Below are 13,293 nucleotides of genomic sequence, written 5' to 3'. Positions count from 1 at the left end.
CGGGGGCTCATCCGGCCCAGGGCAGCGGCGTCTCGGACGTCCCCCAGTACAGGGACTTCTGACGCTGGTAGGCGCGGATCGCGTCGCGGCCCTTCTCGGTGCCGAGGCCGCTGTCCTTCATCCCGCTGAAGGGGGTGGAGATGCTGAACTGCTTGTACGTGTTGATCCAGACGGTGCCGGCCTCGATGCGGCGCGCGAGGCGCCAGGCGGCGCGGTGGTCCCGGGTCCAGATGCCGCAGGCCAGGCCGTAGACCGAGTCGTTGGCCTGGCGGACCAGGTCGTCCTCGTCGTCGTAGGGCAGAGCGATCAGCACGGGGCCGAAGATCTCCTCCTGGCACACCCGGGCGGTGTTGGGGAGGCCGTCGATCACCGTCGGCAGGTAGTACGCGCCGTCCTGGTACGCCTCGCCCTCGGGTACGGCGCCGCCGCACAGGACGCGGCCTCCCTGCTCGCGGGCGAGGTCGACGTAGGCGGCGACGGCGTCGCGGTGCCGGTGGTGGACGAGGGGGCCGACCTGGGTGCCGGGTGCGGTGCCGGGGCCGACGCGCAACTTCCGTACCCGCTCGACGAGTTCGCCGATGAACTCGTCGTAGATCTCACGGGCGACGAACAGCCGGGATCCGGCGATGCAGGACTGCCCGCTGGAGGAGAAGATCCCGAACATCACGCCGGCCAGGGCCTGAGGGACGTCGGCGTCGGCGCGGACGACGGTCGGCGACTTGCCGCCCAGTTCGAGCGAGGCGGGGACCAGCTTGGCGGCGGCGACGGCGGCGATGGCGCGGCCGGTGTCCGTGCCCCCGGTGAAGCCGATGCGGCCGACCAGCGGGTGGGTGGCGATGGCGTCGCCGACGGTACGGCCGCTGCCCGGGAGCACCGACAACAGCCCGGCGGGCAGGCCGAGTTCGTCCAGCGCACGAGTGATCAGCCGGCCGAGGGCGAGGGAGACCAGCGGGGTCCAGGCGGCGGGCTTGAGGAGGACGGCGTTGCCGGCGGCGAGCGCGGGGGCGATCTTCTGGGCGTCGCTGGCGACCGGGGAGTTCCAGGGGTTGATGGCCGCGACGACACCGATCGGCTCGTACACGCTCATCGTGACGTAGTCGCCGCGCGAGGGGGTGATCGTCTCCTCGGCCGTCTCCAGGGCGGCGGCGGTGTAGCGGAAGGTCGCGGCGGCGCTGAGCGCGAGGGCCCGGGTCTCGGTGAGGGTCTTGCCGGTGTCGGCGGTCTGCACCGCGGACAGCTCGTCCGCCGCGTCCTCGACCAGCTCCGCGATGCGGTGCAGCAGCCGGGCCCGCTGGTGGGGCAGGAGGTCGCGCCAGGCGGGGTCGGCGGCGGCGTGGGCACCGGCCCGTGCGGCCTCGTCCACCTCGGCGACCGAGGCCGCACGGAGCGTGGCGAGGACCTCGCCGGTGGCCGGGTCCACGGTCGTGAGGGGGTCGCCGGCGCCGGGGCGCCACTGGCCCCCGATGAGAATGTCGGTGGCGAAACGAGGCACGGCGAACCTCCCGGACGGGTCGGTGGAGTTGGGGCTGACTCTCAGCGCTAGAAATCTAAGCGCTTAAGTATCTGTCTAGCAAGACCCGGATCAATGAAAAGTGTCTTTGCCCTTAACCATTGACCACTTAGGTATCTGCTCCTACTGTCTCCGCAACCTCTCTGTTCGCGGAAGGAACCTCCATGACGACTGTGGCCGGCGAAACCGCCGCGGGATCGGCGGAATCAGTAGCCGCACGCCTCGACCGACTGCCGCACTCCCGCTGGCACGTCAAGGTCCGCTTCCTCATCGGCACCGTGACGTTCTTCGAGGCGTTCGACCAGTTGCTGGCCGCCTCCGCGCTCCCCGTCCTGATCCGGGACTGGCACCTCACGACGGGGCAGGCCACCTTCGCCGTGACCGCCGGCTCCATCGGCATGCTCCTGGGCGCCCTGGGCGCCGGATCCCTGGGCGACCGGATCGGCCGGGTGCGCACCGTCGCGCTCGGGGTCGCCGTCACCGCGCTGGCCAGCCTGGCCGTCGCCCTGGCGACCGGCATCGAGCTGTTCTCGCTCTTCCGGTTCGTCCAGGGCCTCGGCATCGGAGGCGTCGTCCCCGTCGCCGCCACCTACATCAACGAGATCGCGCGCTCGGACCGCCGCGGCCGTTTCGTACTGCTCTACGAGATGATCTTCCCGGCCGGCCTGGCCGCCGCGACCCTGGTCGCGGTGTGGGTGGTGCCCCACTTCGGCTGGCGGGCGATGTTCGTGATCGGCGCCCTGCCCGTCCTGATCGCCGCCGCCCTGCCGAAACAGGTCGAGGAGTCCCCGCGCTGGCTGCTGGCGCACGGGCGGACGCAGGAGGCCGAACGGGTCCTGGCACGGATCGAGGAGCAGGTGACCCGCTCGACCGGCGCCCCGCTGCCCAAGCCGGCCGTCGCCACCGGCACCGCCACCGGCACCGTGGAGACCGCCCGGGGCCGGCTGCGGGAGCTGTTCACCGGCCGCTACCTGCGCCGCACCGCCGTCCTGTCGGCCCTCTGGTTCGTCGCGTACTACGTCAACCACGGCATCTCCACCTGGCTGCCGTCCCTGTACACCAAGTACTTCGGCCTCGACCTGACCACCGCGCTGGTCTACACGCTGCTCAGCAATGTCACCGGCCTGCTCGGCACCCTGGCGGTCGCGCTCGTGATCGACCGCGTCGGCCGGCGTCCGGCACTCGTCGCCGCGCTCGGCGGCGCCGCACTCGCACTGGGCGCCCTCGCCCTGACCGGGGCCGTCTCCGGCGGCCAGGTCGCCGTGTTCGCTTCCTGCACCACCTTCTTCGTGTACGCGATCAACGCCGGCCTCTACCTCTACTCCCCCGAGCTCTACCCGACGCGCAACCGCGCACGGGGCGCGGCCTTCGGCGGCGTGTGGAACCGCGTGGGCGTCATCCTCGGCCCCATCACCGTCGGCGCGATCCTGGGCGCGGGCGGCAGCCTGAGCCTGGTCTTCACCCAACTGGCCTGCGTGGCCGCGGTGGGCGCGGTCATCGCGCTGTTCGCGGTGGAGACGAAGGGCCGGACGCTGGAGGAACTGAACGCCTGATCGCCGCATCACCGCATCACCGCATCACCGGTTCTCCGGCCCCGACGGCGCCGTCCCACTTCCGGGACGGCGCCGTCGCTTCGTCCCCGGGCCAGCCGTCGCTTCATCCCCGGGGCAACGGGGCGACGAGGCGACGAGGCGACGGGGAAGAGGTGACGGGACAACAGGGAAGGGGGCAACGGGGAAGAGGTGACGGCGACGGCCGCGCCGATACGGCCGGCACCCACCCGGAACATAAACGGGCACAGTGGACGTCAACCGGCGGCCTGCGTCACCGCGCGGGCACGCAGCGAGTTTTCCCTTCCGCCCCACTGGCTCTCGTGTGAGACTGTCGTCGCCGTCCACCACGGGGCCCTTGCCATATCGCCTATCCCCTGTCTCCTTCCCCCGCTTCCCTCCCCCACGAGAAGTGAGCCGTGCGTTCCCTTCCTCTGCCGCTCGCCCTCACCGCGCGTCTGACGCCGGTCGCCGTTCTCGCCTGCGCCGGCTGGGCGCTGTCCTCGGGGCCGGCCGCGCCGGACGCCGCCGCTCACCGGGCGGACGGGCAGACACCCGCGCAGTCGGCCTCCGCGCCGTCCTCCACGGCCGCGTCGAAGGCGTACACCAGCGCGCCCGCCCCCTGCACCGGTGTGTCGGTGGACACCATCAAGTCGCTGGTGCCCGGGGCGAAGACGGCCGGCAAGGAGATCCCGTCGACGGACACGAAACTGCGCCGCACCTGCTCCTGGAACGCCCTCAAGGGCTACGACTACCGCTGGCTGGACGTCTCCTTCGAGCTGACCGGCTCGGACCAGGACGCGACCAAGGAGTACGAACGGCGCGTCGCCGCCAAGAGCGGCGGCGGTACGGTCCCGGGACTCGGGGACGCCGGCTACTCCGTCGTGAACCTCTCCAGCGAGGACAAGCAGGACACCCGTGAGGGCGTGGTGATGACCCGCGTCTCCAACGCCCTGGTGATCGTCACCTACAGCGGCAGCGACTTCGACACGAAGAAGGCGCCGAGCACGGACGAGATCAACAAGGGTGCGATCAAGGCCGCGAAGGGCGCGGTGGCCGCGCTGGGGAGCAGCGCGGCCGACGCGTCCGGCACATCCGGCTGACTCGCTCAGACGGCCTGTGCCGTCCGCTCCCTCCGTCCGGGTCCGGTCAGCAGGGTCAGCGTCAGGTACAGCACCAGCGAGGTGCCGAGGCCCACCGCCCAGCCGTAGTCCGCGAGGGACTTGAGCGCCGGGACGGGGCGGCCGTCGAACAGCGGATGGAAGTCCGCGCCGCCGATGGCGAGGACGCCGCCGACGAGGAAGGCAACGACGGCCCGCCAGTTCCAGCCGCCGGTGTACCAGTAGCGGCCGCCCGCGCGATACAGGTCGGCGAGGACGAGGCGGGTGCGGCGAAGCACCCAGTAGTCGGCCACGAGGATGCCCGCGACCGTGCCGAGCAGTCCGCCGACCAGGCCGAGCCAGGTGAAGATGTAGCCCTGGGGGTCGGAGTACAGCTTCCACGGGAGGATCAGGACCGCGAGCACGGCGGTGATCAGCGCGCCGGTGCGGAAACTGATCTTCCTGGGCGCCAGGTTGGAGAAGTCGAAGGCCGGGGAGACCAGGTTGGCCGCGATGTTCACGGACAGGGTCGCCACCAACACGGTGACCAGGGCGTAGAGCAGACCGACCACGTTGTCCGTCTTGGCGGCGAGCTGGACCGGGTCCCAGACCGGCTCGCCGTACACCGCCTGCGAACCGGAGGTCACCAGCACGGAGAGGAAGGCGAACAACGTCATGGTGGTCGGCAGGCCGAGGGCCTGTCCCCAGGTCTGCGCCTTCTGGCTCCTGCCGTAGCGCGTGAAGTCGGGGATGTTCAGCGACAGCGTGGACCAGAATCCGATCATGCCCATCAGCGAGGGCCAGAACAGCTTCCAGAAGTCGCCGCCCCAGCCCAGTTTGGAGGGCTGGTCGAACAGCGGGCCGACGCCACCTGCCTTGCCGCTCATCCACCACAGCATCACGAAGGCGCCGACGAGCACGAAGGGCGCGGCCCAGTTCTCGAACCGGCGGATGGTGTCCATGCCCCGGTAGATGATGGCCACCTGGATCACCCAGAAGATCGCGAACGACAGCCACATGGTCCACGCGTAGCCGCCGATGTGCGAGGTGTCCGACCAGCTGTCGCCGATCAGCTTGCCGGCGAGGAAGTAGATGGCCTCGCCGCCGATCCAGGTCTGGATGCCGAACCAGCCGCACGCCACCAACGCCCGCACGATGGCGGGCAGGTTGGCGCCGCGTACGCCGAAGGAGGCGCGGGCGAAGACCGGGAAGGGAATGCCGTACTTGGGTCCGGCGTGCCCGGTGAGCAGCATGGGCACCAGCACGATCAGGTTGGCGAGCGCGATCGTGAACACGGCCTGCTTCCAGTCCATGCCAACCGCGATCAGCCCGGAAGCAAGCGTCCAGGAGGCCGTGTTGTGGGCCATGCCGACCCAGAGCGCGAAGAAGTTGTACGTCGTCCAGGTGCGTCTCGCCGTGGGGACGGGGAGCAGGTCCGCGTTGGCGTAGGGGCCGCTGGGCTGCGGGGCGCCGGGGGCGATCTCCACCCGGCCGTCGGTGAGGGTGACTTGAGTGCTCGGCGGTATGGCCGTGGGAGCGGTGTCGGTCATGGGCAGGCCAATCGAGGAGGGGTGGGTCGGGAGGCCGTGCGGGCACCAGCCCCTCCCCGGGACGGCGGGGAGGGGCGACCAGGGGGCGGGACGGGAAACGGACAGGGACGCGGAACGGACAGAAACGCGGAACGGACAGAGACGGGGAACGGGCAGAGACGGGGAACGGGGAACGGGCAGCGGCGGGGAACGGGCAGGGGCCGAACGGTCAGCCGTTGACGGCCGGGATCACCGTCGTGCCGTAGGCGTCGATGGTGGCTTCCTGCGCGTCGTGCATGTCGTACACGGCGAACTGGTCGACGCCCAGGTCGCGCAGCGCGTTCAGTTTCTCGATGTGCTTCGCGGCCGGCCCGATGACGCAGAACCGGTCGACGATCTCGTCGGGCACGAACGCGGTGTCGGGGTTGTCGGCCCGGCCGTGGTGGGAGTAGTCGTACCCCGCACGGGACTTGATGTAGTCGGTGAGTTCGTCCGGGACCTGGCCGGAGTGCTCCCCGTACCTGGCGACGAGGTCGGCCACGTGGTTGCCGACCATGCCGCCGAACCACCGGCACTGGTCGCGTGCGTGGGCGAGCGCCTCGGGCGAGTCGTCCTCGGTGACGTAGGCGGGGGCGGCGACGCACACGGTGACCTCCGACGGGTCGCGCCCGGCGGCGACGGCCGCGTCCTTCACCGCCTTGACCATGTACTCGGTGAGATACAGGTCGGACAGCTGGAGGATGAACCCGTCGGCCTCCTCGCCGGCCATCTTCAGCGCCTTGGGCCCGTACGCGGCCATCCACACGGGGAGTTCGGCGCCCGGCCTGATCCAGGGGAAGCGGACGACGGTGCCGCCGCCGAGGTCGGCCGACTCGCCCCGGCCGAGGGCGCGGATGACCTTCATGGCCTCGCTGATCCGGGCGAGGGTGTTGGGCTTGCGGCCCGCGACGCGCATGGCGGAGTCGCCGCGGCCGATACCGCAGACGGTGCGGTTGCCGAACATGTCGTTGAGGGTGGCGAAGGTGGAGGCGGTGACCTCCCAGGTGCGGGTGCCCGGGTTGGTGACCATCGGGCCGACCGTCAACTTCTGTGTGTTGGCGAGGATCTGGCTGTAGATCACGAACGGCTCCTGCCACAGCACGGCGGAGTCGAAGGTCCAGCCGTAGCGGAAGCCGCCCCGCTCGGCCCGCTTCATCAGGCTGATGACCCGGGAGGCCGGCGGGTCGGTCTGCAGGACGAGTCCGAAGTCCATGGGCGCTGCTCCTAGTCGAGGTACTGGCAGGTGGAGCGCGGGGTGTAGACGCCGTGTCCGGCGTGTCCGGTGTACTCCCGCTCGGTGATGACGGGTTCGCCGCGCGAGAGCACGGTCTCGACCCGGCCGGTGGTCCGCTTGCCCTCGTAGGCCGAGTAGTCGACGTTCATGTGGTGGGTCTCGGCGGACATGATCTGCTCGGCGTGCGGGTCGTAGATGACGATGTCGGCGTCGGCGCCGGGGGCGATGGTGCCCTTCGTGGGGTAGAGGCCGAACATGCGGGCCGGGGTGGCGCAGGCGATCTCGATCCAGCGGCGGCGGGAGATGTGCCCGTCGACGACGGCCTGGTGCAGCAGGTCCATACGGTTCTCGACGCCGGGCAGGCCGTTGGGGATCTTGGAGAAGTCGCCGCGGCCCAGTTCCTTCTGGCCGACGAAGCAGAAGGGGCAGTGGTCGGTGGAGACGACCTGGAGGTCGTTGGTGCGCAGGCCCCGCCACAGGGCGGCCTGGTGCTCCTTGGGGCGAAGGGGCGTGCTGCACACGTACTTCGCGCCCTCGAAGTCGGGCTCGGCGAGGTTGTCGGTGGACAGGAACAGGTACTGCGGGCAGGTCTCGCCGAAGACGTTCAGGCCCTCGTCGCGGGCCCGCGCGAGTTCGGCGACCGCTTCCGCCGCCGAGACGTGTACGACGTACAGGGGGGCGCCGGCCACCTGGGCGAGCCGGATGGCGCGGTGGGTGGCCTCGGCCTCCAGCAGGGCCTTGCGGACCTCGCCGTGGTAGCGGGGGTCGGTCTCGCCGCGGGCCAGCGCCTGTTCCACGAGGACGTCGATCGCGATGCCGTTCTCGGCGTGCATCATGATCAGGCCGCCGTTCTCGGCGGAGCGCTGCATCGCGCGCAGGATCTGGCCGTCGTCGGAGTAGAACACCCCGGGGTAGGCCATGAACTGCTTGAACGAGGTCACGCCCTCCTCGATCAAGAGGTCCATCTCCTTGAGCGTCTCCTCGTTCACGTCGGAGACGATCATGTGGAAGCCGTAGTCGATCGCGCAGTTGCCCTCGGCCTTGGCGTGCCAGGTGTCCAGGCCCTCGCGCAGGGTGTGGCCGACGCTCTGCACGGCGAAGTCGACGATCGTGGTCGTCCCGCCCCAGGCGGCGGCCCGGGTGCCGGTCTCGAAGGTGTCGGAGGCGAAGGTGCCGCCGAACGGCAGCTCCATGTGGGTGTGGGCGTCGACGCCGCCCGGGATGACGTACTTCCCGGCGGCGTCGATGACCCTCTCGGCGGTGAACGCCTCGGCGGCGGGCGTGCCGGTGACGGCGAGGGCGGCGATACGGCCGTCCTCGATCAGGACGTCGGCGTGGATCTCGTCGGACGCGGTGATGACGAGACCGCCCCGGACGAGAGTACGGCTGCTCATGTGCCTCTCCTCGGTACGTGCGGGTCGTTCGTGGCTGGTCGCGCGGTTCCCCGCGCCCCTGACGGAACCAAGGCCGCCGGTGCTGTCACGGCGCCGTCAGCGGCCCGTACGCACCCGGTGCCCGGTCCCGGTAGAACTGCCAGCGGTCGCGGACCTCGCGGAGTTTGGCCAGGTCCAGGTCGCGGACGACGAGTTCGCTCTCCTTGTCGCTCGCCGGCTCGCCGACGAACTGGGCCTCGGGGTCCACGAAGTAGGTCGTGCCGTAGAAGTCGTTGTCGCCGAGGTCCTCCACGCCGACCCGGTTGATCGCGCCGACGAAGTACTCGTTGGCGACCGCCGCCGCCGGCTGCTCCAACTGCCAGAGATAGCGGGACAGTCCGCGCGAGGTGGCCGAGGGGTTGAAGACGATCTCGGCGCCGGCGAGGCCGAGCGCCCGCCAGCCCTCCGGGAAGTGGCGGTCGTAGCAGATGTAGACGCCGATCCTGCCCACGGCCGTGTCGAAGACGGGCCAGCCGCTGTTGCCGGGGCGGAAGTAGAACTTCTCCCAGAATCCGTGGACCTGGGGGATGTGGGTCTTGCGGTACTTGCCGAGGTAGGAGCCGTCCGCGTCGATCACGGCGGCGGTGTTGTAGAGGACGCCGGGCTGTTCCTCCTCGTACATGGGCAGGACGAGGACGAGGCCCAGTTCCCGGGCGAGGGCCTGGAAGCGCTGGACGGTCGGGCCCTCGGGGATCCGCTCGGCGTACTCGTAGAACGCCTTGTCCTGGACCTGGCAGAAGTAGGGGCCGTAGAACAGCTCCTGGAAGCACAGGACCTGGGCGCCCTGCGCGGCGGCGTCGCGGGCGGCCTGCTCGTGGACCTGGATCATGGATTCCTTGTCGCCGGTCCAGGCGGTCTGGAAGAGGGCGGCACGGATCACTCGGCTCATCGGGACCTCCGGTAGCTCGGTGTGCGGTGAGCCTAGGAAGTCCCGGGGCGGCGTTTGAGTGGCAGCGTGTCACGTCCCGGGGCCGTGGGCGTGCCACCGTGTCACGTGTCGGCGAGCCCATGTTTCACCGTCGTTTTCCCAGGTCGTGGCATGTTTCACCGTTGTTGCGCGTCGTGCGCGAGGAGCGCGATGTGGACGGAGGCGGCCTGTTCGAAGTCGTCGAGGTCGGCGCCCAGCCGTGCCCGTATCGCCTCCAGGCGGCGGTAGAGGGCGGGCCGGGAGACATGGTGGAGCTGGGCGGTGCGGGACTTGTTGCGGCCGGTGGCGAGGTAGGTGCGCAGGACGTTCAGCAGCTCCGGGTCGGCCTCGCTCAGCAGCCCGTCCAGCTCGCGTTCGGCGAAGGACTGCACATGCGGATCGTCCCGGAGCAGCCGGACCAGGCCGCGCAGATGGACGTCCCGCAGCCGTACGACAGAGGGCAGGTCGCGGGCGGCGCAGGAGTCGGCGACGGCGTCGGCGACGTGCCGGGCCTCGCGCAGCCCGGCGGGCACGTCGTCCCAGTCGGTGCGCGGGTCGGCGGCGGCGATCACCGCGTGCGGGGCTCCGGTCTCGGTGCGCAGCCGGGCCGCGAAGTGCGCGGTGAGCGCCTCGGCGTGCTGGTCGCGGGCGAGGCTGAGCAGGACGGCGGTGCTCTCCTCGGCCAGCTCGGCCACCAGTCCGGAAAGGCCCAGCAGCCGCAGCACGCGCTCCAGCCGGCCCGGCCGCGCGCCCGGGACGACGAGGGGCACGAAGGTCCGCCGGTTCACCGGCAGCCCGGCCGCCCGCGCCCGCGGCAGCAGTTGCCTGGCCGGTACGACGCCACTGGCGAGGTCGGTCAGCAGGCTCTGCGCGGCCTGCTCCTCCCAGGTGTGGGCGGAGCCGCCGCCGAGCATGCGGTGCAGGACGAGGGCCTCGGCCGCCCGGTCGGCGAGCAGCCGCCCGGTGGCCGCCTCGCCCCGGTACCCGCACAGCAGCAGACGCCCCCAGTGCTCGCCGCGCCCGCCCAGCTCGGCGCGGATCCAGCCGTCGCCCTCGGCGCCGCCGGCCTGCCGGGCGATGCGCTCCCAGTCGCGCAGCACGTCGTCCACGGCGGGCCGCTCCCCCGCCGTGGCGAGGACGCGGTGGGCGAGGTTGGTGACGACGACCGGGCAGCCGCTGTGCTGGGCGACCTCGTCGAGGAGCCGCTGCAGGGGCGCGTCCGCGGTGATCAGCGCGGTGAGCGCCGTGCGTACGGTCTCCGAGAGGCTGACGGCGGCGAACTTCCGCCGTACCAGGCGGGACTGGACCTCCTCGGTCAGTTCGGCGAACGGGAACGGCCGGTGCAGGACGACCAGGGGCAGCCCGCACCGTTCGGCCGCCCGGCGCATCACCTCGGGCGGCGCGGGAAAGGCCCGCCCGAGGCCGAGGACCACGGCGGCGGCCTCCGCGCGGTGCAGCGACTGGATGTACTCGGCCTGCTTGGCCTCGTCACCGGCGAGCAGCACGCCGGTGGTGAGGACCATCTCGCCGCCGCTGAGCATCACGCCGACATCGGGCGCCTCGGCGACGTGCACCCAGCGCACGGCCCGGTCGAGCTGCCCGGCACCGGCCACCACCTCGGGCTCCCCGGCGAGCACACGCTCCAGCGCGAGGACGTGCCGCACGGAGAGGACGGGTTCGGGTGGCTGCCGGCCCGGTCGCCGGGTGACGGAAGTGCTGACCATGACCGTATCCCTCGCTCGGACGATGCCCGGGACAGCGCGCCCCCGAAGGGGCGCGAGGAACTGCGCGACAAGCCACGACGAACCCGCGGACGTTCGACGACGGACCCCGTCACGGCTCTTCCGACGGAGCTAATACGCGCTCCTCAGGGCCTGTTCGAGGATCGCCGCCCCCTCCTCCGCCTCCGCGACCGTCAACGACAGCGGCGGGGCGATGCGCAGAGCACTCGTATCGTGGCCGCCGCCCTTGCCGATGAGCAGGCCGCCCTCGCGGGCCGCCTCCAGGACCGCGGAGGCCGCCCGCGGATCCGCCTCGTCCATGCCGGGCCTGACCAGCTCGACGCCGATCATCAGCCCGCGCCCGCGCACCTCACGGACGCCGGGCAGCTGTGCGGCGACGGCCCGCAGCCGCTCGATGAGAAGTCCGCCGACCCGCCGGGCGTTGCCCTGGAGGTCGTGTTCCACGAGGTAGGCCAGGTTGGCGAGGCCCGCGGCCATGGTGATCTGGGTGCCGCCGAAGGTCGAGATGCTGTTGGCGTCCAGGCAGTTCATGATCTCGGCGCGGGCGATGACCCCGCCGATGGACATGCCGTTGCCGATGCCCTTGGCGAAGGTGACGATGTCCGGCGGGCCGCTCCCCTCGTGTGCCTGCCAGCCCCAGAAGTGGTCGCCGGTGCGGCCCCAGCCGGTCTGCACCTCGTCGGCGATCCACAGGATCCCGTGCTCGCTCAGCACCTCGCGGAACGCCGCGTACAGTCCGTCGGGCGGGGAGGTGAAGCCGCCGACGCCCTGGATGGGTTCGGCGATCAGCGCGGCGGGCGGCCGGGTCTGTCCGAGGAGGTCCTTCAGGTCCGCCACGCAGGCGTCGGTGAAGGCGCGGTCGTCCAGGTGGGCGAAGGGGCCCCGGGTGCGGACGCCTCCGTGGACGTACAGGGTCTGCAGCGGGGACAGGGAGGTCGGGGACCAGCCGCGGTTGCCGGTGATGCCGACGGCGCTGAAGGAGCGGCCGTGGTAGCTGTTGCGCATGGCCAGGATCGTGTTGCTGCGCCGGTAGGTGGTGGCGAGCAGCAGTGCGGTGTCGTTGGCCTCGGTCCCGGAGGTGGTGAAGAAGACCCGGGCGTCCGGGATGCCGCTCAACTTCGCGATGCGCTCGGCGAGTTCGACCATCGGCCGGTTGAGGTAGAGGGTCGAGGAGTGGATGATCCGGCCGGACTGCTCACTGACCGCCTTGGTCACCTCGGGCAGGGCGTGCGCGGTCATGGTGGTGAGGATGCCGCCGAAGAAGTCCAGGTAGCGGTTGCCGGCGGAGTCCCAGACGTGGCGTCCCTCGCCGTGGGTGATCTCCAGCGGCCGGTCGTAGTAGAGGGCGAGCCAGTCGGGCAGCACCTGGCGGTGGCGGTCGAAGAGGTCGTTCACGGCTGCACCAGCCCTTCGTAGGCGTCGGGGCGGCGGTCGCGGTAGAAGGCCCACTGCTGCCGCACGTCGTCGATGAGGTCGAAGTCCAGGTCGCGGACGAGGAGTTCCTCGGTCTTGTCGCCGGCGACGTCGCCGACGAACTGCCCGCGCGGGTCGACGAAGTACGACGTCCCGTAGAAGTCGTTGTCCCCGTACTCCTCCTGGCCGACCCGGTTGATGGCGGCGACGAAGTACTCGTTGGCGACGGCCGCGGCGGGCTGCTCCAGCTGCCACAGGTGGGCGGACAGGCCACGGTGGGTGGCGGAGGGGTTGTATACCAACTGGGCTCCGTTGAGCCCGAGTTGCCGCCAGCCCTCGGGGAAGTGGCGGTCGTAGCAGATGTAGACGCCGACCCGGCCGACGGCCGTGTCGAAGACGGGCCAGCCCAGGTTGCCGGGTTTGAAGTAGTACTTCTCCCAGAAGCCCTTGACCTGCGGGATGTGGTGCTTGCGGTACTTGCCGAGGTAGCTACCATCGGCGTCGATCACCGCGGCGGTGTTGTAGTAGAAGCCGGGCTGCTCGATCTCGAAGACCGGTGCGACGATGACCATGCCGGTCTCGCGGGCGAGGTCCCGCATGCGGCGCACCGTGGGCCCGTCGGGCACCGGCTCCGCCCAGCGGTAGTGCTCGGGCTCCTGGACCTGGCAGAAGTAGGGGGCGTTGAAGACCTCCTGGAAACCGATGACCTTCGCACCCCGGCGGGCCGCCTCACGTGCGTGTTCCTCGTGTTTCGCCACCATGGACCCGGTGTCGCCGGTCCAGGTGGCCTGGACCAGTGCGGCACGTACGACGTTGGCCATGAGTTGCTCCTTCGA

The 13,293-nt window shown here is 71.0% G+C and carries 10 protein-coding genes; 2 read left to right on the top strand and 8 right to left on the bottom strand.

The features are described 5' to 3' along the window. Positions 1-7 precede the first annotated feature (7 nt). Entirely contained in the window at positions 8-1,492 is a 1,485-nt protein-coding gene (locus ACGFYV_RS18235) for an aldehyde dehydrogenase (protein WP_393879403.1), read from the bottom strand. Between the two features lie 182 nt (positions 1,493-1,674). Between ACGFYV_RS18235 and ACGFYV_RS18230 the strand changes: the two genes are divergently transcribed. Continuing rightward, positions 1,675-3,063 (top strand): MFS transporter, encoded by a 1,389-nt coding sequence (locus tag ACGFYV_RS18230; RefSeq protein WP_393879402.1) that lies wholly within the window; start codon positions 1,675-1,677, stop codon positions 3,061-3,063. Between the two features lie 416 nt (positions 3,064-3,479). Continuing rightward, positions 3,480-4,163: a hypothetical protein gene (locus ACGFYV_RS18225; RefSeq protein WP_393879401.1), complete on the top strand. Its 684-nt coding sequence runs from the start codon at positions 3,480-3,482 to the stop codon at positions 4,161-4,163. 5 nt (positions 4,164-4,168) lie between these two features. Here the strand turns inward: ACGFYV_RS18225 and ACGFYV_RS18220 are convergent, their stop codons facing one another. From ACGFYV_RS18220 to ACGFYV_RS18190, 7 genes are all read right to left on the bottom strand, one after another. After that, positions 4,169-5,710, bottom strand: a complete 1,542-nt coding sequence (locus tag ACGFYV_RS18220) for an NCS1 family nucleobase:cation symporter-1 (RefSeq protein ID WP_393879400.1) — start codon at positions 5,708-5,710, stop codon at positions 4,169-4,171. 208 nt (positions 5,711-5,918) lie between these two features. Next, entirely contained in the window at positions 5,919-6,941 is a 1,023-nt protein-coding gene (locus ACGFYV_RS18215; protein WP_393879399.1) for a TIGR03842 family LLM class F420-dependent oxidoreductase, read from the bottom strand. Positions 6,942-6,952: 11 nt separating this feature from the next. After that, entirely contained in the window at positions 6,953-8,356 is a 1,404-nt protein-coding gene (gene hydA / locus ACGFYV_RS18210) for a dihydropyrimidinase (protein WP_393879398.1), read from the bottom strand. Between the two features lie 85 nt (positions 8,357-8,441). After that, a complete protein-coding gene (locus tag ACGFYV_RS18205) occupies positions 8,442-9,284 on the bottom strand; it encodes a nitrilase-related carbon-nitrogen hydrolase (RefSeq protein WP_393879397.1) in 843 nt (280 codons plus the stop codon). Between the two features lie 155 nt (positions 9,285-9,439). Continuing rightward, entirely contained in the window at positions 9,440-11,026 is a 1,587-nt protein-coding gene (locus tag ACGFYV_RS18200; protein WP_393879396.1) for a PucR family transcriptional regulator, read from the bottom strand. A gap of 129 nt (positions 11,027-11,155) precedes the next feature. Next, the gene (locus tag ACGFYV_RS18195; protein ID WP_393879395.1) at positions 11,156-12,439 is read right to left on the bottom strand and encodes an aspartate aminotransferase family protein; all 1,284 of its coding nucleotides are present in this window, start codon (positions 12,437-12,439) and stop codon (positions 11,156-11,158) included. After that, positions 12,436-13,278 carry a nitrilase-related carbon-nitrogen hydrolase gene (locus tag ACGFYV_RS18190; RefSeq protein WP_393879394.1) on the bottom strand — a complete coding sequence of 281 codons (843 nt, stop codon included), beginning with the start codon at positions 13,276-13,278 and terminating at the stop codon, positions 12,436-12,438. Before ACGFYV_RS18190 ends, ACGFYV_RS18195 begins: the two co-directional genes overlap by 4 nt. Between the last annotated feature and the right edge of the window lie 15 nt (positions 13,279-13,293).

Source organism: Streptomyces sp. NPDC048297, assembly GCF_043201585.1.
Lineage (GTDB): Bacteria > Actinomycetota > Actinomycetes > Streptomycetales > Streptomycetaceae > Streptomyces.
The sequence above is the reverse complement of the archived record's forward strand: the minus strand, read 5'-3'. Positions and strand labels throughout refer to the sequence as shown.

Excerpts from the sequence above, each read along its gene's own strand:
- ACGFYV_RS18230 (WP_393879402.1), top strand. The coding sequence starts at position 1,675 with ATGACGACTGTGGCCGGCGAAACCGCCGCGGGATCGGCGGAATCAGTA.
- ACGFYV_RS18220 (WP_393879400.1), bottom strand. The coding sequence starts at position 5,710 with ATGACCGACACCGCTCCCACGGCCATACCGCCGAGCACTCAAGTCACC.
- ACGFYV_RS18215 (WP_393879399.1), bottom strand. The coding sequence starts at position 6,941 with ATGGACTTCGGACTCGTCCTGCAGACCGACCCGCCGGCCTCCCGGGTC.
- hydA (WP_393879398.1), bottom strand. The coding sequence starts at position 8,356 with ATGAGCAGCCGTACTCTCGTCCGGGGCGGTCTCGTCATCACCGCGTCC.
- ACGFYV_RS18205 (WP_393879397.1), bottom strand. The coding sequence starts at position 9,284 with ATGAGCCGAGTGATCCGTGCCGCCCTCTTCCAGACCGCCTGGACCGGC.
- ACGFYV_RS18200 (WP_393879396.1), bottom strand. The coding sequence starts at position 11,026 with ATGGTCAGCACTTCCGTCACCCGGCGACCGGGCCGGCAGCCACCCGAA.
- ACGFYV_RS18190 (WP_393879394.1), bottom strand. The coding sequence starts at position 13,278 with ATGGCCAACGTCGTACGTGCCGCACTGGTCCAGGCCACCTGGACCGGC.